Here is a 22,711-nt window from a genome sequence, read left to right as displayed (position 1 = left end):
AGACCGCCGGGGAGCAGGGGGGTCGGCTCTACGCCGAGATGGGTGTGCGACGGGCACCTCGTCGCCGGTCGGGACGCTCGGCCTCGTCGGCCGCGACCGCGGCGACGACGTCGGAGATGTCGAGGTTCAGGACACGGACGATCCGGCCCAGCGCAAGGACATTCGGGATGTGGTCGCGCAGCTCCAAGCGGGCGACCATGCTCGAGGAAACGTCAGCCAGTACGGCCAGGTGGTCGCGGGTGTGCCCGAGCTGCTCGCGGGCCCGACGAACTGTCTGACCCGGGGTCAGTTCTGCCATATGGCAACCATGCCATCGAGTGATTGACGTGTCAATACGACCGACATAGCATCTTTGCCATGTCGCAAAAGCGTCACCATCTCTGGCTCACGGACCGTCGTTCGCTCTGCGACCAGCGTTCGATGGCCGAGGGCACCCCGACCCCGATCGAGGATCGCTCGGTGCCGATGTGCGGGGCGTGCTTGATGGCCTTAGACGTCGTGACCGCCGAGGCTAGAGCCCTAGTCATGGGGGAGCGGGCCGTCGATCCTCCGGATCCTGAGGACGCAGTTGAACAGCTCCGAACCACCCGCTGGGTGTTCTTGCTCGACCTGGATGACCTACTCGAAGAAGTCAAACGGCCGGACTACCGATACCTACTCGCCAGCCCGAAGAACGAGGAGAACTGAAATGGCCGTCGTTACTCGACCGGTTCCCTGGGGAAGTGCTCTCTTGGCGCAGACCTTTGGAACCGAAGGTGGACTGAGGCGAATTGTCGATGTCATCCGTACTGAGGTGGGCTCGCAGATCGGAGTGCGAAACACCTTCTCTAAGCTCTACCGGATCACCGATCCGGCCGAGCTCGACGAACGGGACCTCTTTCGAGCGTGGCTCCTGCTCGCTGCCCTCAGAGAAGACCCGGAAGACTGGGGTATCCCAGTCACGGCAGTTCCCGGCGCGTTCGATCCTGACGCTCTGCGACGGCGTCTACCCGAACTTCTGTGCCCCCAGCAGGATTCGAACCTGCGACACACGGTTTAGGAAACCGATGCTCTATCCCCTGAGCTATGAGGGCGGGGGTCGGCGGACCGAACCCCGGGAGAGTCTAGTCGTCGGCGGTCGGGCGGCGGAGCCGTGCGTTCAGGACTTGACCAGGCGGGCGATGGCGGCGGAGGCCTCGGCCATTTTCGCGTCGGCGGCGGGTCCGCCGGACTTGGCGGCGTCGACGACGCAGTGCCGCAGGTGGTCGTCCAGCAGGCCGATGGCGACGTTCTGCAGGGCGCTGGTCAGGGCCGAGATCTGCGTGAGGATGTCGATGCAGTACTGATTCTCATCGACCATGCGGTGGATGCCGCGGGCCTGGCCCTCGATCCGCTTGAGGCGGGCCAGGTACTTGTCCTTGTCCTGGATGTACCCGTGGCCGGGTGCGTGTCCGTCGTGGCAGTCGGGGTCGGCGGTGGTCTCGGACATCGGATCTCCTTCGGCGTCGGCCGGTCCGGGGCCGGGACGATTGGCACCTTAGTGCCGGTCGCGGGACGACGGGTGGACCCGCGACCGGCCGATCAGGCGGCGGTGAACCGCCGCAGTCGCAGGCTGTTGCCGACGACGAACACGCTGGACAGCGCCATTGCGGCGCCGGCGAGCATCGGGTTGAGCAGCCCGGCGGCGGCGAGCGGGATCGCGGCGATGTTGTAGGCGAACGCCCAGAACAGGTTCGTCCGGATGGTGCCGAGGGTACGCCGGGCGAGCCGGATGGCGTCGGCGGCACCGGCGGGATCGCCGCCGACCACGGTGATGTCGGCGGCCTCGATGGCGGCGTCAGTGCCCGTCCCCATGGCCACGCCGAGGTCGGCCCGGGCCAGGGCCGGGGCGTCGTTGACGCCGTCCCCGATCATCGCGACCACCCGACCCTGGGCCTGGAGCTCGACGACCGCGGCCACCTTGCCCTCCGGGAGGACCTCGGCGATGACGTCGTCGATGCCGACGGCGGCGGCCACCTGTTCGGCCACCGGGCGCTGGTCACCGGTCAGCAGCACGGTCCGCAGGCCGAGCGCCTGCAAACGGGCGACGGCTCGGGCGCTGGTGGGTTTGACCGTGTCGGCCACCGCGATCAGCCCCTGGACCCGACCGGCCCAGCCGACGGCCACGACCGAACGCCCCTGCTGCTGGATGTCGGCCAGTGGGCCGCTCAGCCCGGTGGGCATCGGTAGGCCGAGGTCGGCGAGCAGGGCGGGCCGGCCGACGACCAGCTGGTCTCCGTCCACCGTTCCGCGGACGCCGAGCCCGGCCAGGGCGGCGAATCCCGTCACCGCAGGGTGCTCGCCGGTCCGCTGATCGGCGGCCCGGGCGATGGCCCGGCCGATGGGGTGCTCGGAGCCGGATTCGACCGCGCCGGCCCGGCGCAGCAGGTCGTCGGCGTCGACTCCGGCGGCCGGGACGACGTCCGTGACGGCCAAGTCGCCGCTGGTCACGGTGCCGGTCTTGTCCAGCAGCACGGTGTCGACCCGGCGGGTCGACTCCAGCACCTCGGGCCCCTTGATGAGCAGGCCGAGCTGTGCGCCGCGGCCGGTGCCGACCAGCAGCGCCGTCGGGGTGGCCAGGCCCAGCGCGCAGGGGCAGGCGATGATCAACACGGCCACGGCGGCGGTGAACGCCGCGGTGGCGGAGTGTCCGGTCAGCAGCCAGCCGGCCAGGGTCGATGCGGCGATGGCCAGCACGACCGGGACGAACACGGCGGAAATGCGGTCGGCCAGTCGCTGGATCTCGGCCTTGCCGGACTGGGCGTCCTGCACCAGACGGGCCATCCGGGCCAGTTGGGTGTCGGCCCCGACCCCGGTCGCCCGCACGACGAGCCGGCCACCGGAGTTCACGGTCGCTCCGACCACGGCGGTACCCGGTCCGACCTCGACGGGGATGGACTCGCCGGTGATCATCGACGAGTCGACCGCGGAGGTGCCGGAGACGACGACGCCGTCGGTGGCGATCTTCTCGCCGGGACGGACGACGAATTCGTCGCCGACCCGCAGTGCGCCGATGGGCAGCCGGATCTCGTGACCGTCCTTGCGGACGGCGACGTCCCGGGCGCCGAGGTCGAGCAGCGCGCGCAGCGCCGCACCGGCCCGCCGCTTGGACCGCTTCTCGAAGAAGCGCCCGGCGAGGACGAAAGCCGTGACCCCGGCGGCCACCTCGAGGTAGATTGTGGAAGGGGCCCCGCCGGCGGTGTTCTCCGTGGTCCAGTCGAAACCGTGCCGCATGCCGGGCATCCCGGCCGTGCCGACGACCAGGGCGTAGACCGACCAGCCCAGGGCGGCGAGCGTGCCCAACGAGATCAACGTGTCCATCGTGGCCGTGCCGTGCCGCAGGTTGACCAGCGCGGCCCGGTGGAACGGCCATCCGGACCACAGCACGACGGGCAGGGTCAGGGCCAGCGACACCCACCCCCAGTAGTCGAACTGCAGGGCCGGGACCATGGCCAGGGCGATGGTGGGGACGGCCAGGACGACGGCGAGGATCAGTCGCCGGCGGAGGCTGTCGAGCTCAGGGTCCGCGTCGTTCGACGTGGTCGGCGGCTCGTCCGGCACCAGGGTGGCGCCGTAGCCGGTGCGTTCGACCGTGGCGATGGCCGCGGCGGCCAGGTCCGGTGCGTGCTGGCCGGCCGGGCCGACCACGTGCGCGGTCTCGGTGGCGTAGTTGACGGTCGCGGTGATGCCGTCCATGCGGTTGAGCTTCTTCTCGATCCGGGCCGCGCAGGAGGCGCAGGTCATGCCGGTGAGCGACAGCTCGATGATGGTGGCGGACGGCTGGGCGAGCTGGTCGGCCAGTGCGGGGGACAGCGGGGTAGGCGTGGTCATGCCGGCTGCCCTGGGGTGGCGGTGTATCCGGCTTCGTCGACCGCGTCCAGGACGGCCTGATCGCTGACGGTCACGCCGTCTCCGACGCTGATCACCAGCTGCCCGGTGGTCGCACTGACGTCCACGCCGACGACGCCGGGAATGGCGCCGACCTCCTCGCGGACCGCGTTCTCGCAGTGTCCGCATGTCATCCCGGTCACCGTGTAGGTCACCGTGGTCGCGTTCTGCGTGGTCATCTCGCACCCTCCGTCGTTCACCGCTCGGTACCCCCTGGGGGTACCTCCAGGTATACCCCTGGGGGGTACCTGTCGCAAGGTGGGGGTGACCGGCGCCGCTCGACTCAGAAGGGTGCGCTGATGCGATCCGCGCGGATGAGGAGCCGGACCCGGGTCTGGTCCCGGCCCCCGTACCAGGGGTAGGGCTGGCCGGTGTACCGCCGGGACAGGGCCTCGATGTGGTCGACGGCACCGTCGGTGGTGATGTCGACGACCTCGCCGCGGATCTGCGTGTACGACCACGGCTGGGCCGGATCCCCGATGGCCAGCGCGACCCGCGGATCACGCTGGACGTTCCGCACCTTCTGATGGGTCAGCACGCTGTTGACGACGACCTGCTCGCCGTCGGTGTCGACCCAGGTCAGCGTCAACTGGGGAGAGCCGTCCGGCATCAGGGTCGTGATGTGGCAGGTGGCGCGGCCACGCAGCAGGGCGATCAGGTCATCGGACAACGAGGTCATACCGCCGACGGTACGGAGACGACTGGAAGCATGGGGCCATGGCTTCCCGCATCCTCAACACCACCGTCGACTGCGCCCACCCCTGGGATCTGGCGCACTTCTGGAGTGCCGCGCTGGGTCGTCCGGTCGACCCGGACAACGAGCCGACCGATGACGAGGTCGGCATCCCGCTGGCCGGGGGCGGGGAACTGCTCTTCCTGGCCGTCCCGGAAGCCAAGACGGTGAAGAACCGCATGCACCTGTGTCTGGAACCGGAGGACGGCCGCGACGTGGAGGTCGAGCGGCTGGTGGGCCTGGGGGCGACCGTCCGGCACGATCGCCGGACCAGCGGTGGCGCCGGGTGGTGGGTGCTGGCCGATCCCGAGGGCAACGAGTTCTGTGTCCTGCGCAGCGCGGCCGAACGCGGTTGACCCGTTCCGAGGACGCGGTTCGACCTTCCTGGTCGAGTTTCTGCACCCGCGCATTCGGCGGGGTGGTGGCGGGGTAGGTCGGTCCGACCGGGGGTGGTGACGACCCCCGGTCGGGCCTGAGTCACAACGCCCGCAGTGCCGGGATGATCTCGCTCTCGGCCGCCCGGAAGAACTCGTCCTGATGATCGGCTCCGATCTGCACCAGGGCGAGGTCGGTGTAGCCGGCGTCGGCGAACTTCTTCGCCGCCTCGACGACCGCGTCGACATCGTTGCCGCAGGGGATCTGCTCGGCGACGTCCTCGGGGCGGGTGGTCTGCGCGGCCTGGTCGAAGCCGGCCGTACTCGGCAGTTCGGCGTTGACCTTCCACCCGCCGACGCTCCAGCGGAACAGTGTGTGCGCCCGCTGCGTGGCCTCGTCCTTGTCCGCACCCCAGGAGATCGGCAGCTGCCCGACCTTGCGGGACTTCGCCGGAGCGTCCTTGTCGACGGCCTGCCGGGCTTCGTCCCACCACTGGCCGAGCTCGGGCTCCGGGTCGATGGCCACCATCACCTGGGCGAGCGGGGCGAAGATCGAGCAGGACTGCTTGCCGGACACGGCCGCGCCGATCGGCACCCGCACGTCGGGCAGGTCCCACAGCTTGGCCGAATCGACCCGGTAGTAGTCGCCCCGCAGGTTCACGTACCCACCGTCGAACAGCGCGTTGATGATGGTGAGCGCCTCGACCAGCCGCTCCTGCCGCTCGTTCGCGCCGGGCCAGCCGGCCCCGATGATGTGCTCGTTGAGGTTCTCGCCTGAGCCCACGCCGAGGGTGAACCGGTTGTCCGAGAGGATCTGTAGGGTCGCGGCCTGCTGCGCGACGACCGCCGGGTGGTAGCGGAACGTCGGGCAGGTCACGTACGTCATCAGGCCCATCCGCTCCGTCGCCCGGGCGACCGCACCCAGGGTGACCCAGGCGTTGGGGGAATGGCCCATCTCGTCCAGCCACGGGAAGTAGTGGTCGCTGGAGACGGCGAAGTCGAAGCCGACCCGCTCGGCGGTGACGGCATCCTCGACGAGCTGACGCGGACCGGTCTGCTCGGTCATCAGGGTGTAGCCGATGTTCTGCATGCCTGCCAGGTGTCCGCCGAGGAGGGGCTGAAAACGTCCGGGGGCTGCTGAGTTCGGCCGGTTGCGGACGTGGCCCATCGACATGCCACTTTCGACCGGTCCGATGACGCCCGCACGGTCGGAAGTGGCATGTCGATCACCCCGGTCCCGTGCCGGTCGGGTCGCCGGCCGCCGGGCGGGGCGGGATCTCGTGCCAAACCAGGTCCTCGATCCGCCCGTCGGCCACGGTGAGGGTCAGGTAGGTGCCGACCGGCTGGCGGCGGCGATCGGTCGGCGACCCGGGGTTGAGCAGCCGGCGGCCCTGCGGGGTCCGGGTGTCCCACGGGATGTGGCTGTGGCCGAAGACGACGACGTCGGCATCCGGGAACGCCCGGTCCATCCGCGCCTCCCGGCCCTGCTTCGCCCCGGTCTCGTGCACCACCGCGAACCGCAGACCGCCCAACGTCATGGTGGCGACCTCACCCAGACGTTCGTGCAGCTCGGTGCCGTCGTTGTTCCCGGCCACCCCGATCAGCCGCCGGGACCGTTCCTGGATCTCGTCGAGCAGGGCGGGGACCACCCAGTCCCCGGCATGCACGACGACGTCGGCCGCCTCGATGTCGGCCCACAGCCCGCCCGGCAATTCGCGGGCCCGCTTCGGCACATGGGTGTCGGACAGCAGCAGCACGTGCATGGACCCAGTCTGCGACGTGGTCGTCGGTATCGGCCGCACCCATGGACCGGCCTCGTCCCGGGACGTGTCAGGGTGTGCGCATGAGTTCGTGGACCGTGGACGCCATCCTCTTCGACCTGGACGGCACGCTCGTCGATTCGTCCGGCAGCGTGCACCGCAGCTGGCGGGCGCTGGCCGACCGCATCGGGATGCCGTGGGAGAAGATCGAACCGCGGATCCACGGCACCCCGGTGCCGCAGGTGCTGGCCGACCTCGCGCCCGAGCTGACGCCCGAGGAGGTCGCCGACCATCACGCGTTCATGTCCGACGTCGAGGCCACCGACATCGACGGGGTCACCGCCCAGCCCGGTGCCGTCGCCGCCCTCGCCACGCTGCCCCGGGACCGGGTCGCCATCGTCACCAGCGGCAGCGTGCGCCTGTCGTCCGCCCGGATCGCCGCAGCCGGACTGGAACGCCCGGACGTCGTCGTCACCGCCGACGAGGTCGAGCTGGGCAAGCCCGATCCGGCACTGTTCCGTCTCGGCGCGCAGCGGCTCGGGTTCGCGCCCGAACGCTGCCTGGCCGTCGAGGACGCGCCGGCCGGCGTGGTCTCCGCCCGCACCGCCGGGTGCATCGTCGTCGGGGTCCTCACCACCCACCGGGAACTGGACGCGCCGACCGTGACCTCCTTCGACCAGATCACCTTCCGACCCATCGACGGGGGAGCGGGTGGCATCGAGGTGACCATCCCGGACTGACCGGGCCACCGGCCTGCGGTCGGAGCTTCAGAACGAGGGGTGGGTGGTCGCGGCTGCGGCCCCCACCCTTTGTCGTTTCCAGGGTCTTGCGATGGAGCTCGCCTCGCCCTAACCTCACTACTTAGTTAGTGAGGTGGGGAGCTTGATCCAGTACCGCATCGATCGACGGTCAGGGGTGTCGACGTACATGCAGATCGTTCACCAGACCAGACAGGCGCTCCGGACGGGATTGCTGGTCCCGGGCGACAAGTTGCCCACCAGTAGGGAAGTCGTCGGGATGACGCAGATCAACCCGAACACCGTCCTCAAGGCGTATCGCCAACTGGAGGCCGAGGGACTCGTCCAGGGGCGGGCCGGGTCCGGCACCTACGTCACCCAATCCCTGCACCATCCGGACGTCGGTCCGGACAGTCCGCTGGCCCGGGAGCTGCGGGTCTGGGTGGACCAGGCTCACGACGCCGGGTTGCAACGGGCCGACATCGAGGCGCTGATCAAAGCCGTGCTGGACGACGACGGAAGTGGGACGTCATGACCGACCGCGAAGGTGTCGCCCTCGAGACCGCCGGTCTGGCCAGACGTTTCCGGCGAACCTGGGCGCTGCGCGACTGCGACCTCCGCATTCCCGCCGGAGTCACCTGTGCCCTGGTCGGCCCCAACGGAGCGGGCAAAAGCACCCTGATGATGCTGGCCGCCGGGTTGATCGCCCCCACAGCCGGGTCGATCCGCATCTTCGGCCGCACCGTCGAACCGGGACGACCACAGCCTGACCTGGCCTTCCTGTCCCAGCAGCGACCGCTGTTCCCCCACTTCTCGATCGCGGAAACCCTGCGGTTCGGCCGGACCACCAACCTCCGCTGGGACCAGGAGTACGCGCAGGAGCTCATCGCCCAGGCCGGTTTGGGGCTTGACGATCGGGTCGGCCGGCTCTCGGTGGGGCAGCGGGCCCGGGTGGCGCTCACCCTGGTGCTGGCCCGACGGCCGGCCCTGCTGGTCCTGGACGAACCGTTCGCGGCGCTGGACCCGCTGGCCCGCTCCCACGTCATGACGACCGTGCTGCGGGAAGCCGCCGCCACCGGGATGACGACGGTGCTGTCGTCCCATGTGATCAGCGAGATCGACGACCTCTGCGACCATCTCGTGCTGCTCACGGGTGGGCGGGTCAGGTTGTCCGGGCCGATCGACGAGCTGCTGGACCGGCATCGGGTGGTCACCGGGCCGAGTGCCGAGCAGGACGCGCTGAGGGGTCGCGTCGTGCACGCCACCACGGTCGGCCGGCAGACGACCGCTCTGCTGGCGGGTGCCGCCGGCGAAGATGCGCGGTCGGTGGCCTCGGACCGCTGGGGCATCGGTGTGCCCACTCTCGACGAGGTCGTCCTGGCCTACCTCCGCCAGGACGAGGACAACGCCCAGCGGGACCGCGACGACTGGGAGGTGCGCGCGTGACCACCCTTGGCCCGACCGACCGGGATCACCGTCCGTCGCCGTCCATCCGAAGGCGACCGTCGCCGGTGCCGATGATCTTTCGAATGCATCGGGCCGCGATCACCGGAACGGTGCTGACCGTCGGGGCTTTCGCCGGAGTGCTGGCCATCCTGCGTCACCTGGCGTCCGCGGCCCTTCAGGGCGCTCCGTTGGAGGAGGTGTGCCCGGGGTGGGCGGGATTCTGCGTGGAGAACGGCATGTGGTGGTGGGAGCGGGGTCAGGTGCTGCCCGGGCTGACCATTGCGCTCCTCGCGCTGCCGACCGTGACCGGCTGCCTCGTGGGAGCAGCGGTCTTCGCCCGCGATCAGGAGCGCGGCACCGACATCCTCTTGCAGACCCAGGGTCTGTCCGCTCGGCGCTGGTGGGTCGCCCGGATGCTGGTGATCGCCGCCCCGGTCGCGCTGCTCTTCGCCGCGCTCGGCGCACTGGCCCGGTCCACGTTCGACGCCGCGTTCGAGTCGATGTCCGAGCCGATGCGCACCCCCGGCTTCGAGATCACCGGGCCGGTCCTGGCCGGCTACTTCCTGCTCGCCCTCGGGCTCACCGCGGCCGCCGGAGCGTGGACCCACCACACTCCGGCGGCCATCACCCTGGGCCTCGTCGGGGCGGTCGCGGTCGTGCTGGCCGTCGGCACCTGGGTCCGCCCGCACTACCAGGCGCCCCTGACGACCACGGTGCCGATCACTGCGGCCGAGACGTGGTCCGCGGACCGGCCGATGCCACCCGACTGGATCCTCGACGACGTGTACGTCGACCCCCGGGGAGGTTTGGTGACCGCCAGCCAGATCACCTGCGACGGCCAGACGTCCGCCGACTGGCAGCGGTGCTTCTCCGAGCAGGTGGTCGCGCAGCGACTGGTGTACCAGCCGGCCGACCGCTGGCTGCGGTTCCAGCTGACCGAGCTGGCGCTGACGACAGTGATCGGCCTGGGGGCCGCGGTGCTCGGGTTCCGGCGTTCACGGGGAGCACGGTGACCAGCCAGCTGCCCACCCGCTCCAGTCGCGGCGCCCGTCCGTGCTCGTCCCCCTCGGCCTGGTGGACGGTGTGGCGGCGGCAGCGGGGGGCTGTGGGAGTCACGACGGCCGGCGTCGTGACGCTGGCTGTCGTGGCGGTGTGGATCGAAGGGGCGAGCCGTTGGAACGCTGACGCCGCCCGTGCCAGGTCATCGGAACCGGTGGGTGGTGACTACCACTTCACCGCTTTCGCGGCAGGAGTTCTGCTGTTGGTGCTGCTCCTGGCGCCGACCCTGGCCGGGGCCGTGATGGGCGCACGGGCCTGGGCCCACGAGCTCGAGACCGGGACCGCTCTGACTCTTTTCGGGCAAGGAGTGCAGCGGACGCAATGGTGGACGGCCAGCCTGGTCATCCTCGGCGTCGGGCCGGCGGTGCTGTTCGGCCTGCTGGGACTGCTGGTCCACCAGCTACCGGCCGACTCAAGCACCGGGCCGGGATGGACGCTGAGCCAGCCCAGTTTCCTCGGCAGCGGGCCGGTCCTGGGCGGCTACTACTTCCTGGCCTTCGGGATCGCCGTCCTGATCGGCGTTCTCCTGCGCAACGTCGCCGCGACGATCGTGGTCACGCTGGCCCTGCAGGTGGTGGCCGGGTCGGCGGTGGGCCTGTGGTTGCGACCCTCCTACCTGCCGCCGGTCGTCACCACCATTCCCATCGAGCTGCTGGGCACCGACATCCGCCCGACTCCGGACATGCCGGTGAGCCCCGACTTCACCCTGGGCTACTGGCATGTCCGTGCGGATGGTTCCGTGGTCGAGGAGCAGGTACTGGTCGAGCACTGTATGAGGCCGGCGACAGCCGACCCGTCGTGGACCGAACAGGACACGCTCTCCTGCCAGCGCGAGCTCGGTGTCGTCGCTCAGAGCGTCGCGTTCCAACCGGTCGAACGTTGGAGAGTGTTCCAGCTCATCGAGACGGTGCTGGTGTCCATCCTCGGTCTGGCCGCGGCCGTCGGCGGGTTGTGGCGCCTCGGGAGGTTGTCGCGATGAGCCACCACTTCGCGGCGAGCGAGTGCGATGCCCCGCCGGACGGTTCGGTGACGCGCCCACCGTCAGCGGTGTGGATGGTCTGGCGGGTTCATCGCTTCGCCCTGCTCGCGGTGGCTGGAACCGTCCTGCTGTTGACGGCCGGGCTTCTCGCATTCCGTTCCGCTGTCGGCGACGTCGCGGACGGCCGATGGTGTTCCGATGTCAGCGGGTGCGCGGGACTGATCGTGGCCGGCCTGCGCATCGGTGACCTGATCCCGATGGTGACGCTCGTCCTGCTGGTGCTGCCCACGGCGACGGGTGCGCTCCTGGGTGCGTTGGGCGTGGCCCGGGAGGCCGAGCGGGGGACTCTCGCGCTGGCCCTGACCCAGGGGGTGACGACCAGGCGGTGGTGGCTGACGACGCTGGCCCTGCTCGCCGGGCCGTTGGCCCTCGCCTGGGCCGGTGTCGGCCTGCTCGCCCGCTGGGCATTCGAGCCGGTACAGCCGTTCCTGCGCAGCGCCATGACCACCCCGTTCTTCGAGACCAGCGGCCCGGTCCTGGGCGCCTTCTTCCTGCTCGCGTTCGTGGTGAGCGCGGCTCTGGGGGCCTGGCGCCGCGCCACCATCGTCGCCCTCGTGGGGTCGGTCGTCGGGTGTGCCCTGCTGGTGCTCGTCGGCCTGGCCTCGGTGCGCTCCCACTACGCCGAACCGACGACGGTCGTCCGACCGCTGACGGACATCCGTGCGGACGGGACGTCGCCCACGGCTGAAACGAACGGCTCGGCGTGGGAGCTCGACGTCAGCTACGTGGCTCCGGACGGGCGATCCATGGATTCCTCGGCCATCCGCTGCGCCGGCGACGTGCCGGAGGAACCGTTCGACACCTTCTGGGAGCGCTGCCTGGTGTCCGACGGTTACGTCGACGAGGTCACCGTCTTCCACGCCGGTGGACAGTGGCTGCGGTTCCAGGCCACCGAAGGGGCGATCGTGCTGAGCCTGGCCGGGGTGGTCGGGTGGCTCGGCTTTCGGGGGCTGCGCCGCCGGCCGGACTGACCCCACCCGATGACTTCCCCGGCCGCGCACGGTCTGCCCCGATGACAGATGTTCCGCCAGCGAGGAGTCAGCGATGAGCACCATCACCCCGTGCCTGTGGTTCGACGGCCGCATCACCGAGGCCGCCGAGTTCTACGTCGGCCTGTTCCCGGACTCGCGGATCGTCGCCGTCACCCACTACCCGGAGGGGTCGCCACTGCCCGCTGGCATGGCGATGACCGCCGACCTGGTGGTCGCCGGGCTGCCGCTGCAACTGCTCAACGGCGGCCCGCACTTCCGTCTCGACGAGGCGTTCTCCCTGTCGGTCACGGTGGACGGCGGCCAGGCCGAGGTCGACCGGCTGTGGGAGGCGTTGCTGGCCGAGGGCGGTTCGCCCAGTCAGTGCGGCTGGCTCAAGGACCGGTTCGGGGTGTCCTGGCAGATCGTCCCGGTCGAACTGGTCCGGCTGCAGGCCGATCCGGATCCGCAGGTGGTGGCCCGGGTGATGCAGGCGATGCTCCGGATGCGCAAGCTGATCGTCGCCGACCTGGAGGCCGCGGCCCGCGGCTGACCGGGGTTTGATCCGGGCCCGGGCACGGTACGCAAGCACTCATGGCCGCGACCACCGAACTCGTCCAGGGCGACATCACCGGGCAGCGGGTCGACGCGATCGTGAACGCGGCCAACCATTCCCTGCTCGGTGGCGGGGGAGTGGATGGTGCCATTCACCGCCGCGGCGGGCCGGACATCCTGGCCGAATGCCGACGCATCCGGTCCGAGCAGTACCCGGACGGGCTGCCGACCGGCGAGGCGGTGGCCACGACCGCGGGGCGGCTCCCCGCCCGTTGGGTGATCCACACCGTGGGCCCCACGTGGGCGAAGACGAAGGACAAGTCGCCGCTGCTGCGGTCCTGCTACCAGCGCAGCCTGGCCGTCGCCGACCAGCTCGGCGCCCGAACGGTCGCGTTCCCACTCGTCTCGGCCGGGGTCTACCGGTGGCCCAAGGACGATGCGGTGCGCCAGGCGCTGTCCGTGCTGCGATCGAGCGACACGGCGGTGGAACGGGCCGTCCTGGTCCTGTTCGATGCGGCGACCCTCGCGATCGCCGAGCGGGTCGCCGCCGGGACACCGTGACCGGAGCAGCCGCCCGGCTCAGACAAAGGTGCCGCGCACGACGCTGACGCCGGAGTGCGCCGGGTTGCCGTCCCCGGGCTCGTCCGAGACGTCGACGGTGTTGAACGTGCTCACGTCCACCCCGGCCGGCACGGCGAAGACGCCCTGACCGTCGCGCAGGAAACCGAGCGAGACCATGGCGCCCGTGCCGTCGAACAACCACACCTCGTAGGAGTTGGCGCCCGCCGGGAGGTCGTCGACGGAGACCCGCACCATCTGCGCCTGCGGTGTCGCCATCAGCTCGGCCGCACCGCGACTGCCGCTGGTCGCCGGGCCACCGGGGACGATCGTCAGATCGGCCACGGCCCGCAGTTCGCCGGCGTCGGGTTGCTGCCCCACCACGGCCGCCCCGATGGCCAGCGCGACACCCGCCGCGGCGGCGGCCGCCGGCACCAGCCAGCGCCGAGCCGGACGGCGGGAGGACAGCGGCACCACGGTCGCCTCGGCCCCGGCGACCGACGCGCCGGATACCGGCTCCGGGGGGGCAGTGCGACCCGTGGCGGGCCGGCCCACGCCCACCGGGTCCGTCCGGGAGCCCGATCCCAGTGCCGGACCGCCGGGTCCCGGCCCGGAGGGAGTGAGGTCGAGCTCGGAGCCGATCGCCGCCCACACCCCGCCACCGGGTGGGGGCACGTCGGCCGTGGAATTGCCGAAGGCGGCCAGGTCGGCCAGTTCCACCCAGGCCGACGCGGCGTGCAGACAGGGCGGGCAGTCCAGGATGTGCTGTTCCAGGTCGGGAGTCAGACGCTCACCGACCGCGACGAGCGCGAGGTCGTCGACCAGCGGGTGGTGCTCGCTGGTGCACTCGGGGAAGAGCGTCGACCAGACCGAGGGGTCGCTGGGAAGACGCTCGTCCCAGGCGTCGTCAGCCAAGGCCGTCCACCCCCCACGCTGCGCGGAGTCGAAGCAGAGCCCGCCGGATGTGGCTCTTCACGGTGCCGATCGGTAGTCCGGTTCGGTCGGCGATCTCCGAGTGGGTCAATCTCCCGTAGAACGCCAATTGCAGCACCAGACGCTGCTGCTCCGGTAACCGAGCTATCTCATCGGTGATGACTACCCGGTCAACGACGTCTTCGGTTGCTCTCGGGTTCGTCGCGGGTGGGGCAACTTGTTGCGCAGCGGCCAGGATCTTTCGGTCCCGGTCCAGTGCGGCATACCGATCGGCCACCTGACGGCGGGCGATCCCCATCAACCAGGAGGCCAGGGTGCCGCGTTCGGGGTCGAAGCCCTGACGGCCGCGCCAGGCCCGCACGTACACCTGCTGGACCAGTTCCTCGGCGTCGAACGGGTCTCCGAGACGGAGGCGGGCCAGCCGCAGCACCATCCCGCCGTAGCGGTCGAACGCCCACCGCAACGCGGTCTCGTCCCCGTCCCGGAAACGCACCGCCCACTCGGTGTCCGCGGCCCGCTGGGCCTCCGCTGCTTCCCGCTCCGCGTCCGTCGGCCGCTGGCCGTCCGGGCACGGGCGATCGGGAGGAGCGTCCTGCTGGGTGCGTCCGTCTCCGTCCTCGGGATCGGGTGAGACCCCCGCAGCGACGACGTGGGGATCGGACACCACCCGAGCCTAAAGGGAATCCGGGCCACTTCGCGTGCGCGGGGGGCCGTGAGGCGAAGAATTCGACCGGGTGGCGGCATTCAGCCGACCCGAACCGCCGTGATCGCGATGTTGTCGTCGTAGCCCAGGACGTTGTCGTCGAACGCCCCGCCGCAGGTGATGAGGACCAGTCGCGGTTCGCCGCCGCGGTCGAACAGCCGCTCCAGCGGGACCTGCGACTTGGGCCACTGTTCCCGGGCCAGCACGGTGTAGGACAACGTGCGGCCGTCGACGTCGACGACCGACAGCGGATCGCCCGGCTGCAGGTCGCCCAGGCGGGCGAACGCGCCGGTGCCCTGGTTCACGTCGTCGACGTGGCCGGTGATGACGGCGGAACCGGCCGAAGCGCCGGGGGCCGGACCGAACCGGTACCAGCCGACCGTGCCGACGTCACGAGGGACCTCCATCTCCCCGTTGGTGGTGACCCCGACGGGGACGACGGTGGCGTCGACGCCCAGGGTCGGCAACGACAGTGAGACGGGGTCGGCGAGCGGGGGGGATACCGATGCCGCGGTGGCTGTCTCCGACGGCGGAGCGGGCTCGGCGGCGGATCCCGTGCCGGCGGAGAGCTCGGCCGAGGGCGGCGAATCGGCAGCCGGAGCCGGCGGCATGCTCGGATCGAGCACGGTCGACGGGGGTGCCGAGAACGGTGTGACGGCTTGCGAGCCGGCCAACTGCTCGGCTGCGGCCACATTGACGGTGCTCACCTGCTGCCCGGCTGCACTGGGCTGCAGCCCCCACCAGACCAGGGGGGCGAGAAGAATGAGCGCCAGTCCCGCTGCCACACCCAGCAGGGCGGGGCGGCGGGACCGGCGCTCATCGGTGCTCATGCGGTGAACAGACCTTCAGATCCCGGTGATCAGGACTTGTCGGCCCGCAGACGGCGACCGCTGGTCAGCAGCAGGGCGACGCCGCCGACCAGGACGACACCGGCGAGCGGCAGGGCCCAGGCGTTGTCGGCCGGGCCGGTGCCGGCGGGAACGCCGCCCGGCGCCGAGTGCAGGCCGCTGACGGTGAAGGAAACCAGACCCAGGGTGCCCTTGTCGGCGCTGCCGACGGCGTGCACGAAGGTCGCGGTGCCTTCGGCCAGCTTCAGGTCGGCCGGCCCGATGACCACGGTGTCGGTACCGGCGAGGGTGACGTCCGCCGAGACGGTGCCGGCCGGCACGGTCAGGGAGCCCTCGTTCGGGTTGGTCACGTCCGACAGCACGACCTTGCCGCCGGCGCGCACGTCGACCGCCGGAGCAGCCGCGACATGTCGGACGACGACGCGGCTCTCACCGGCGCCGACGCTCGAGACGTCGTTGACGAAGGCGTTGACGGTCGGGTTGCCGGAGGTGTCGAGGTTGGCGACCAGCGAGACGTTGTCCCCGCCCTTGAGGTCGGCGGTGGTGCTCAGCAGGGGCGACGAGTCGTCCGCGGCGTCGGCCGCGGTGATGTCGACCTTGTACGAACCGGCCGGGAGATCCAGTGGGCCGGCCACGGTCTCGGGCTGGAAGTCGTCGAGCGTGCGCTCCCCGTTGACGTAGACGTCGACGGGGGTGTCCGGGATGCCGTGCACGACGTACACGGTCGCCGTGTCGGCGGCGGATGCCGACGCGGCGCCCAGGAATGCCGTGGCCAGGGCCAGGCCGCCCACTGCGGTAGCGGCGAGAACTCGTTTCATGGCTCCTCCTTGCTCGGGACCGGGTGTCCGTGACTGGCATTACCCAGGTACCTCACAGGGCGGATGCATCTTTTCGTTGATTGTCCCGAAGAATCTGCGCCGTGGTGAAAACGCCTGCTGCACAACGCATGTGGCGGGAGGCTTTCCGCCGAAAAGACGTGTTTGGACCCGCCTGTTCTGGGGTACCGTTTCTTTCCGAGAAATGGTGGAACGATTCAGTTTTCCGTTGCCGACGCATCGACCTCCACCAGTCGAACGGTGGCCGGATCCGGTTCACCGGCGAAGAACCGGGCCAGCACGTCGCGGCAGGCCTGCGCGGTCGTGCGTCGCCAGGCGTCATCCGGGTCATCCGGCCCAGCATTGCCCTCGCCGTCGTCGGCCTCGGCAGCCATCGCGAAAAGCGTCATGCTGGAAAGCAGTTTCATCGCGTCGATCCCGCCGAAGACGGATTCCGCCGTTCGCCCGGGGGTGGTCGCCGCGGCCCGGGCCGCCGCGAGCAACCGGGGGCCGAGCACTGGGTGAGCCAGGTAGGCGCGGGCCTCGGTCAGGCCGGACACGGCGTACCGCCGGGCCATCGGGCTCCCGCCCAGCCCCGCGATCTGGGGATAGACGAACCACATCCAGTGGCTGCGTTTGGACCCCGCCGCCACCTCGGCGAGCGCACGCTCGAAGACGGCCCCCTCGTCCTGGGCCGTCACGAAACGCCCGAGGTGGAAACGATCTTCGCCCGACGTCGGTCGATCTCCGGCGGTCGGTCCGGTAGTTCCGCTCATCCCTCGACGGTAGGCCGGGTCACCGCCGATCGCTCGGTTGCCGCCGGCCGGGATCGGCCGGCGGGGTGCCGTGTCAGCCGGTTGCCGCGCCGTCCCGATCAGTCATCGACACCGCGCGCCATCAGCGCGGCCCCCATCTCGTCCGCGGTACGCAGGGCCCGCACGACGACCGGAGCGGCGATGGCCCGCAGGGAGAACGACTGCCCTCGGGCTTTTCTCGCCGCCGATACCTCCGACACCACCGTCGCGAGCAGGGGGACGCACCGGATGGTCAGGGCCAGCAGCAGCCCCACCCGGTCGGCATCGACCCAGCGCCGCAACGGATGCAGCAGCCGACGGCACAGATCGAGCATGGCCGTGACGCGGGTGGTGAGGGTGACCAACGCGGCCGCCGCCACCGTCAGCAGCAGGGTGCCGCACACCATGACGGCCCGTTCCGGGCCGGTGAAGACCACCTGGAAGACCGCCGTGACGAGCAGCAGCCACCGCATCGGCCAGAGCTGCGCGACGGCCACCCGCGCCGGGATCCGGGCGACCGCGAACCCGGCGGCCACCAGTACCGCGGCCACCGCGAGCTGCCAGGGGGACTGCAGCAGCACGATCACGGTGACGACCACGAGCAGTCCGAACAGCTTCAGGCCCGCGGGCGCCCGGTGCAGCGGGGACGAACCGGGACGGTAGAGACCGATCACGCCATCAGCTCCCGGTAGACGGCGACCGTCCGCTCCGGTACGTCGTCCGCGACGACCCGCCCCGCATCGATCAGGATGGCCCGATCCCATCCGGCCAGCAGGTCCAGGTGGTGGGTCACCAGCACCACCTGGGCCGGCAGGGCGCTGAGCAGGCCGTGCACCAGACGGCCGTTGCGCAGATCGAGGAGCGTCGTCGGCTCGTCGGCCACCACCACCGCGGGTTCGGTGATCATCACGGCCGCCAGGGCCAGCAACTGCTTCTGACCCCCGGACAGCAGATGGGTCGGGTGGTCGGCGTGGCCGGCCAGGCCGAACCGCTCCAGCGCCGTCGACACCCGTTCCGCGACCTCGGCTCTGGACAGCCCTCGACGTCGCAACGAGAACGCCAGATCCTCGGCGACGGTCGGCATCACGATCTGGTTGTCGGGGTCGGTGAACACGAAGCCGACCCGCCGCCGCACCTCCCGGCCCTGACGCGTCGCGTCGAACCCGTCGACCGACACCGTGCCCCGGCTGGGCGAGACCAGGCCGTTGATCATGCGGGCCAGGGTCGACTTGCCCGACCCGTTTGCCCCGACGATGCCGATGCGGTGCTCGGTGAGTCGCAGGTCCACGCCGTGCAGCACCGCGCGTTCCCCGTAGTGGTGGGACACCCCGCTCAGGACGATCTCGCTCATCGCCCGCCCGCCCGGACCAGCAGGGCCACAGCCTGCCCGCCACCGATCGCACAGACCGCCACCCCGTGGGCCCCCGGCCGGACGTCCGCACGACCGAGCCGGGACAGCAGCCGTAGGACGAGCAGGGCCCCCGACGCACCCCACGGATGCCCCAGACCGATCGCTCCGCCCTCGGTGCAGACCCGATCCGGATCGATGGCCAGCTCGTCCACCGCGGCCAGCACCACCGAGGCGAACGCCTCGGTCAGCTCCACGGCGTCGACGTCGTCGACCGTCAGGCCGTGGCGGTCCAGCAGCCGCCGCACCGCCAACGCCGGGACCGCCCCCGGCAGGGCCGGATCCGCGGCGGCCACCGCCCCGCCCATCACCTCCAGGTACGGCGACCCGGAGGCGCGGGCCACCGCGGCCGTGGTGACCGCGACCGCCGCCGCGCCGTCGGAGATGCCGCAGGAATTACCGGCCGTAGCCGTCGGGCGGACGCCGTCGGTCCGGGCCGGGAAAGCGGGGCGCAGCCGGGCGAGCCGCGTCTCGTCGAGCCCCGGCCGGGGCCGGTCGTCCCGTCGCACCCCGGCGACCGGGACCAGCTCGGCGTCGAACACCCCGTCCCGCACGGCGGCCACCGTTCGCGCGTGCGAGCGGGCGGCGTAGGCGTCCTGCCGGTCCCGGTCGATGCCCCGGGCGGCGGCGAGGTCGTCGGCGGCCATCCCCATGTCCGGGTCGGCGAAACCGGGCGGGGCGAACGGAGCCCGGGTATAGCGGTGCGCCGGGTCCATGGCGGTTGGTCCGGCGGCCGTCCGGTCCGGCGGCCAGAACCGCCACGGCGCCGTGCTCGCCGACTCGACACCGCCGGCCAGGACGAGGTCCGCATCGCCGGCCCGGACGAGGGCGGCGGCCAGCCGGATCGCCTCCAGGCCCGACCCGCACTGCCGGTCCACGGTCACGCCGGGAACCTCCGCGCCCAGACCGGCGGCCAGCGCCGAGACCCGGGCCACGTCACCGCCCGGGCCGAGGCAGTTGCCGAGCAGGACCTCGTCGACCCCTCGCCCCGCCGGGGCCACTGCGGTGGCGACGGCCGCCAGCACCGGAGCGGCCAGCCCGACCACGTCGACGGCGGCCAACGAGTGCCCGGCCGTGCCGACCGGTGTGCGGCGACCGGCCGTGAGGACGACGGCGCGTGGATCGCGGGCGGGGGCGGGCACGCCGGTCACGGTAACCGGCGCGGCGGGGGCCGCCCCGCCCACCGTGGTGACCGAGGGCGGTCAGGACAACGGGCGCAGCCGAGGGTCGCCCGGTGCGGGCGGTCGACCGGCCAGGTACCGGCGCACGGCGTCCTGCAGGGCACCCCGGGCCAGCTTGCCGCCCGGGGTGCGGGGGAGCCGGTCGGCGGCGAGCCAGCGACGGGGTAGTGACGCCCCGGTCAGCGATCGGCGGGCGGCCGCGCGGAGGGCGGCCACGTCCAGGGGCCCGTCGTCGTCGGCGATCACGGCGACCACCACGGCGGCCAGGCGAGGGACCGGTGCCCCGACCACCGCGACCGTCGCCGCGTGGGCGGGACGACCGGCAACGGAACGACGGGCCCGGGTCACCAGCGGAACCAGAGCGGCCTCCACGTCCTCGGCCAGCACCGTGGCGCCGCCGACGGTGATCGCCGACGACCCCCGGCCCCGCACCAGCAGGTGGCCGTCGGCCGTCAGCACCCCCCGGTCGCCCACCGTGGCGAACCCGGCGTCGTCCTGGCGGAACGGGCCCGTGACGCCGGTCGGATACCCACTGGACAGATAGGGCGACCGGACCCAGATCTCCCCGTCGCGGACGTCGACGGTGACGCCGGGGAACGGCCGCAGGCCGGGTGACCCGCCGGGCCGCCGGACCCCGGCGGACACGAACGACAGCTCGGCCGCGCCGTAGTACTCGACGGTGGACAGGCCCCGGTGTGCCGCGGCGTCGATCAGGTCCGGGTCGACGGCGGCACCCGCCACGACGACGGTGCGCAGGCCGCTCGTCCGCGGGTCGGAGACGAGGTCCCCCAGGACCGCCGGCACGGCGTGGGCGATGGTCGCCCGCTCCGGGGCGTCGGTGACTTCCCCGCCCCCGGCGAGGGCGTGGACGGCGGCGAACAGGTGCAGCGTCGCGTGCAGCGGCCCGGTGAGCAGCACCCGGTCGGCGCCGGAGAAGCCGATGAGCGTCGACAACGCCGCGAACGACGCGGTCCACGAGCCCACGGACCGGCGCACGGCCCGCGGGGACCCGGAGCTGCCCGAGGTGACGACCGTCAGCCAGTGCGGGTCCGCGGCGTCACCCGGCCCGCCGTGCGTCTCGTCCGGCGGTCCCGCGGCGGCCGGGGCCGGGGCGGCGGGATCGGCCAGCCGGATCCGGCACCGGGCCGCCGCGGCGGCGAACACCTCGACCAGGACCTCGGTCACCGGTCGGCCGGTCAGGTCCAGGACCGCGTCGGCCGGTTCCGCGGACCGGGCGGCCGAGCGATCGGCGACGAGAGCGCCCAGGTCACCGTAGGTGACGGTGTGGCCGTCCAGGTGCAGGGCGGTCGCCGCGGGGTGGCCGCCCAGTCGCAGGTCAGGAGCCACCGGCACCGTCGGGTCGCCCCGGTCAGGCGGCGGGGCCGCGGCCGGACCGGGCGGTGGCCGGGAGCGGGATGAGGCCCGGGTAGGCCCGGTGGACCTGCTTGATGACCACCGTCGCGACCAGCGCCTTCACGGCGTCGCCGGGCAGGAACGGGAGGTCACCGGTCAGGGCGGGACCGAGCCCGACCCGCAGCGTCAGCACCGCCACCCCGAACGCGTGGATGACGAGCACCCCGCCGATGAGGTTCGCGATCAACCCGGACCAGAACGGATAGCTCGGCAGCAGCCGGGCGGTGAGGAAACCGATGAGCAGGACCGCCGGGAGCCAGCCGATGAGGTAGCCGGCGGTGGGGCCGGTCCACACTCCGAGACCGCCCCGGCCGCCGGCCAGCAACGGCAGACCGGCGGTGGTCAGCACCAGGAAGACGACGATCGCCAGCCCGCCCTTGCGGGCGCCGAGGATGCCGCCGGCCAGGATGACGCCGAGGGTCTGCAGGGTGATCGGCACCCCGAGGCCGCCGACCGAGATCGCCCCGGGCAGCCCCAGGGCGGCGATGAGTGCCGCGAAGATGGCGATCTGCGCGAGATCGCGCGCGGTGGTGCGACGGGACGGCACGGCAACTCCTGAGGACGGGTGGGGCGGACGGTGGCGTCCGAGCGGGGCAGCTGAGTTTCGCATCCACCGGCGGGGCCCGAAATGCGCGGGGCGGGGCGGTCGATAGGCTGCTTTGGCCCCGGTCGCTCGAGAAGCCGGGTGTACGCCACCGACCGGTCGGCGTCGGGGCGGTCATCGGGAGGACCAGGAACCATGTCATCCATCCACGCGGGACGCGCGTTGATCGTGTCGATCACCGATCACACGCTGCACGGTGAGGACGACGAGGGCGCGGGGGCGCTGGTCACGGAGCTGCTGAGCGAGGCCGGTTTCGTGGTCGACGGATCGGTCGCGGTGCCGTCCGACACCGTCGCGATCCGGACCGCACTCAACACCGCGGTCATCGGGGGAGTCGACCTGGTCGTCACGGTCGGCGGCACCGGGGTGTCCCCCCGTGATGTCACCCCGGACGTCACCGCCGAGGTCATCGACCGCGAACTGCCCGGTATCGCCCAGGCGTTGCGCTGGTCGGGGATGGCGGCGGGCGTCACCGACGCGGTGGTCTCCCGGGGTCTGGTCGGCGTCTCGGGATCCACCCTGGTGGCCAACATCGCCGGGTCCCGGGCGGCCATCCGCGATGGGATGGCCACGCTGAACCCGCTCGCGGTGCACGTCATCCAGGAGCTCTCCGATCCGGAGATCTAGGACGGCGGTGGTGGAGGTCAACGAACCGGTCGACGCCGATCCCGGTCACGCCGCCGAGCCGGACAGGGCGGCGGCGGAACGGCGTAGGCAGGCCCGTCGCCGCCGGGAGCTCGACCAGATGTTCGGCGAGGTGCTGCCCGAGACCACCCGGGACGAGAGCGGCCCGGACGGCCGAGCGAACGGCCCTTCCGACCGCGATCGCTGGTATTCGGAGAACCGCCCCCCGCACCACGGCTGATCCGCCGTGGTG

The 22,711-nt window shown here is 71.8% G+C and carries 29 protein-coding genes and 1 tRNA gene; 12 read left to right on the top strand and 18 right to left on the bottom strand.

All coding sequences use genetic code 11. From position 1 onward, the window contains the following. Positions 1-28: 28 nt before the first annotated feature. Positions 29-298, bottom strand: a complete 270-nt coding sequence (locus FDO65_RS09955; protein ID WP_137449145.1) for a helix-turn-helix domain-containing protein — start codon at positions 296-298, stop codon at positions 29-31. A gap of 122 nt (positions 299-420) precedes the next feature. On the opposite strand from FDO65_RS09955, the gene FDO65_RS09950 reads away from it, so the two are divergent. After that, the gene (locus tag FDO65_RS09950; RefSeq protein ID WP_137449144.1) at positions 421-687 is read left to right on the top strand and encodes a hypothetical protein; all 267 of its coding nucleotides are present in this window, start codon (positions 421-423) and stop codon (positions 685-687) included. Between the two features lie 313 nt (positions 688-1,000). On the opposite strand, the gene FDO65_RS09945 is transcribed toward FDO65_RS09950, so the two are convergent. The 5 genes from FDO65_RS09945 to FDO65_RS09925 form a co-directional block, all read right to left on the bottom strand. After that, positions 1,001-1,073 (bottom strand) — tRNA-Arg (locus FDO65_RS09945). 65 nt (positions 1,074-1,138) lie between these two features. After that, positions 1,139-1,468, bottom strand: a complete 330-nt coding sequence (locus FDO65_RS09940; RefSeq protein WP_137449143.1) for a metal-sensitive transcriptional regulator — start codon at positions 1,466-1,468, stop codon at positions 1,139-1,141. Between the two features lie 92 nt (positions 1,469-1,560). Further along, a complete protein-coding gene (locus tag FDO65_RS09935) occupies positions 1,561-3,849 on the bottom strand; it encodes a heavy metal translocating P-type ATPase (RefSeq protein ID WP_137449142.1) in 2,289 nt (762 codons plus the stop codon). Further along, the gene (locus tag FDO65_RS09930) at positions 3,846-4,085 is read right to left on the bottom strand and encodes a heavy-metal-associated domain-containing protein (RefSeq protein WP_137449141.1); all 240 of its coding nucleotides are present in this window, start codon (positions 4,083-4,085) and stop codon (positions 3,846-3,848) included. Before FDO65_RS09930 ends, FDO65_RS09935 begins: the two co-directional genes overlap by 4 nt. Positions 4,086-4,189: 104 nt before the next feature. Next, positions 4,190-4,585 carry a PPOX class F420-dependent oxidoreductase gene (locus FDO65_RS09925; RefSeq protein WP_137449140.1) on the bottom strand — a complete coding sequence of 132 codons (396 nt, stop codon included), beginning with the start codon at positions 4,583-4,585 and terminating at the stop codon, positions 4,190-4,192. Positions 4,586-4,623: 38 nt separating this feature from the next. On the opposite strand from FDO65_RS09925, the gene FDO65_RS09920 reads away from it, so the two are divergent. Further along, a complete protein-coding gene (locus FDO65_RS09920; RefSeq protein ID WP_137449139.1) occupies positions 4,624-4,995 on the top strand; it encodes a VOC family protein in 372 nt (123 codons plus the stop codon). 121 nt (positions 4,996-5,116) lie between these two features. On the opposite strand, the gene FDO65_RS09915 is transcribed toward FDO65_RS09920, so the two are convergent. Continuing rightward, a complete protein-coding gene (locus tag FDO65_RS09915) occupies positions 5,117-6,103 on the bottom strand; it encodes a TIGR03557 family F420-dependent LLM class oxidoreductase (RefSeq protein ID WP_137449138.1) in 987 nt (328 codons plus the stop codon). Between the two features lie 136 nt (positions 6,104-6,239). Continuing rightward, complete coding sequence (locus tag FDO65_RS09910; RefSeq protein ID WP_137449137.1) at positions 6,240-6,776, bottom strand: metallophosphoesterase family protein; 537 nt, start codon at positions 6,774-6,776, stop codon at positions 6,240-6,242. 80 nt (positions 6,777-6,856) lie between these two features. Here FDO65_RS09910 and FDO65_RS09905 point away from each other — a divergent pair, with 80 nt between their 5' ends. The 8 genes from FDO65_RS09905 to FDO65_RS09870 all read left to right on the top strand — a co-directional run bounded on the left by FDO65_RS09905 (position 6,857) and on the right by FDO65_RS09870 (position 13,138). Next, a complete protein-coding gene (locus tag FDO65_RS09905) occupies positions 6,857-7,513 on the top strand; it encodes an HAD-IA family hydrolase (protein ID WP_166442110.1) in 657 nt (218 codons plus the stop codon). 187 nt (positions 7,514-7,700) lie between these two features. Then, a complete protein-coding gene (locus FDO65_RS09900) occupies positions 7,701-8,045 on the top strand; it encodes a GntR family transcriptional regulator (protein ID WP_137449135.1) in 345 nt (114 codons plus the stop codon). Next, positions 8,042-8,956, top strand: coding sequence for an ABC transporter ATP-binding protein (locus FDO65_RS09895; protein ID WP_205849879.1), 915 nt, complete (start codon positions 8,042-8,044; stop codon positions 8,954-8,956). The genes FDO65_RS09900 and FDO65_RS09895 overlap by 4 nt, the downstream gene beginning before the upstream one ends. Before the next feature lie 83 nt (positions 8,957-9,039). Beyond that, positions 9,040-9,969, top strand: coding sequence for a hypothetical protein (locus tag FDO65_RS09890; protein WP_137449133.1), 930 nt, complete (start codon positions 9,040-9,042; stop codon positions 9,967-9,969). A 200-nt stretch (positions 9,970-10,169) separates the two neighbouring features. After that, entirely contained in the window at positions 10,170-10,994 is an 825-nt protein-coding gene (locus tag FDO65_RS09885; RefSeq protein ID WP_137449132.1) for a hypothetical protein, read from the top strand. Next, the gene (locus FDO65_RS09880; RefSeq protein WP_137449131.1) at positions 10,991-12,025 is read left to right on the top strand and encodes a hypothetical protein; all 1,035 of its coding nucleotides are present in this window, start codon (positions 10,991-10,993) and stop codon (positions 12,023-12,025) included. The genes FDO65_RS09885 and FDO65_RS09880 overlap by 4 nt, the downstream gene beginning before the upstream one ends. Positions 12,026-12,098: 73 nt before the next feature. Further along, on the top strand, positions 12,099-12,575 hold the full coding sequence (locus tag FDO65_RS09875) for a VOC family protein (RefSeq protein WP_137449130.1): 477 nt from the start codon (positions 12,099-12,101) through the stop codon (positions 12,573-12,575). 41 nt (positions 12,576-12,616) lie between these two features. Next, positions 12,617-13,138 carry an O-acetyl-ADP-ribose deacetylase gene (locus FDO65_RS09870; RefSeq protein ID WP_137449129.1) on the top strand — a complete coding sequence of 174 codons (522 nt, stop codon included), beginning with the start codon at positions 12,617-12,619 and terminating at the stop codon, positions 13,136-13,138. An 18-nt stretch (positions 13,139-13,156) separates the two neighbouring features. On the opposite strand, the gene FDO65_RS09865 is transcribed toward FDO65_RS09870, so the two are convergent. The 10 genes from FDO65_RS09865 to FDO65_RS09820 form a co-directional block, all read right to left on the bottom strand. After that, entirely contained in the window at positions 13,157-14,050 is an 894-nt protein-coding gene (locus FDO65_RS09865) for an anti-sigma factor (protein WP_137449128.1), read from the bottom strand. Continuing rightward, on the bottom strand, positions 14,043-14,732 hold the full coding sequence (locus FDO65_RS09860; RefSeq protein WP_240757521.1) for an RNA polymerase sigma factor: 690 nt from the start codon (positions 14,730-14,732) through the stop codon (positions 14,043-14,045). The genes FDO65_RS09865 and FDO65_RS09860 overlap by 8 nt, the downstream gene beginning before the upstream one ends. 80 nt (positions 14,733-14,812) lie before the next feature. Then, a complete protein-coding gene (locus FDO65_RS09855) occupies positions 14,813-15,601 on the bottom strand; it encodes a class F sortase (RefSeq protein WP_137449127.1) in 789 nt (262 codons plus the stop codon). 29 nt (positions 15,602-15,630) lie between these two features. Further along, positions 15,631-16,437, bottom strand: coding sequence for a DUF4397 domain-containing protein (locus FDO65_RS09850; protein WP_137449126.1), 807 nt, complete (start codon positions 16,435-16,437; stop codon positions 15,631-15,633). A gap of 215 nt (positions 16,438-16,652) precedes the next feature. Next, complete coding sequence (locus FDO65_RS09845) at positions 16,653-17,210, bottom strand: DUF1810 domain-containing protein (protein WP_137449125.1); 558 nt, start codon at positions 17,208-17,210, stop codon at positions 16,653-16,655. 98 nt (positions 17,211-17,308) lie between these two features. After that, the gene (locus FDO65_RS09840) at positions 17,309-17,902 is read right to left on the bottom strand and encodes an energy-coupling factor transporter transmembrane component T family protein (RefSeq protein WP_137449124.1); all 594 of its coding nucleotides are present in this window, start codon (positions 17,900-17,902) and stop codon (positions 17,309-17,311) included. Beyond that, positions 17,899-18,579: an energy-coupling factor ABC transporter ATP-binding protein gene (locus FDO65_RS09835; protein WP_137449123.1), complete on the bottom strand. Its 681-nt coding sequence runs from the start codon at positions 18,577-18,579 to the stop codon at positions 17,899-17,901. The genes FDO65_RS09840 and FDO65_RS09835 overlap by 4 nt, the downstream gene beginning before the upstream one ends. Next, on the bottom strand, positions 18,576-19,778 hold the full coding sequence (locus tag FDO65_RS09830) for a thiolase family protein (protein ID WP_137449122.1): 1,203 nt from the start codon (positions 19,776-19,778) through the stop codon (positions 18,576-18,578). The genes FDO65_RS09835 and FDO65_RS09830 overlap by 4 nt, the downstream gene beginning before the upstream one ends. Positions 19,779-19,838: 60 nt before the next feature. Continuing rightward, entirely contained in the window at positions 19,839-21,164 is a 1,326-nt protein-coding gene (locus FDO65_RS09825) for an AMP-binding protein (protein WP_137449121.1), read from the bottom strand. 22 nt (positions 21,165-21,186) lie between these two features. Beyond that, complete coding sequence (locus FDO65_RS09820) at positions 21,187-21,777, bottom strand: biotin transporter BioY (RefSeq protein ID WP_205849877.1); 591 nt, start codon at positions 21,775-21,777, stop codon at positions 21,187-21,189. Positions 21,778-21,969: 192 nt separating this feature from the next. Here FDO65_RS09820 and FDO65_RS09815 point away from each other — a divergent pair, with 192 nt between their 5' ends. Both FDO65_RS09815 and FDO65_RS09810 read left to right on the top strand, forming a co-directional pair. Further along, positions 21,970-22,461 (top strand): MogA/MoaB family molybdenum cofactor biosynthesis protein, encoded by a 492-nt coding sequence (locus FDO65_RS09815; protein WP_205849876.1) that lies wholly within the window; start codon positions 21,970-21,972, stop codon positions 22,459-22,461. A gap of 10 nt (positions 22,462-22,471) precedes the next feature. Then, positions 22,472-22,699: a hypothetical protein gene (locus FDO65_RS09810; protein ID WP_137449118.1), complete on the top strand. Its 228-nt coding sequence runs from the start codon at positions 22,472-22,474 to the stop codon at positions 22,697-22,699. Positions 22,700-22,711: the final 12 nt, after the last annotated feature.

The sequence above is a fragment of the Nakamurella flava genome (genome assembly GCF_005298075.1).
GTDB lineage: Bacteria > Actinomycetota > Actinomycetes > Mycobacteriales > Nakamurellaceae > Nakamurella > Nakamurella flava.
This window is presented reverse-complemented; position numbering and strand designations above follow the sequence as displayed.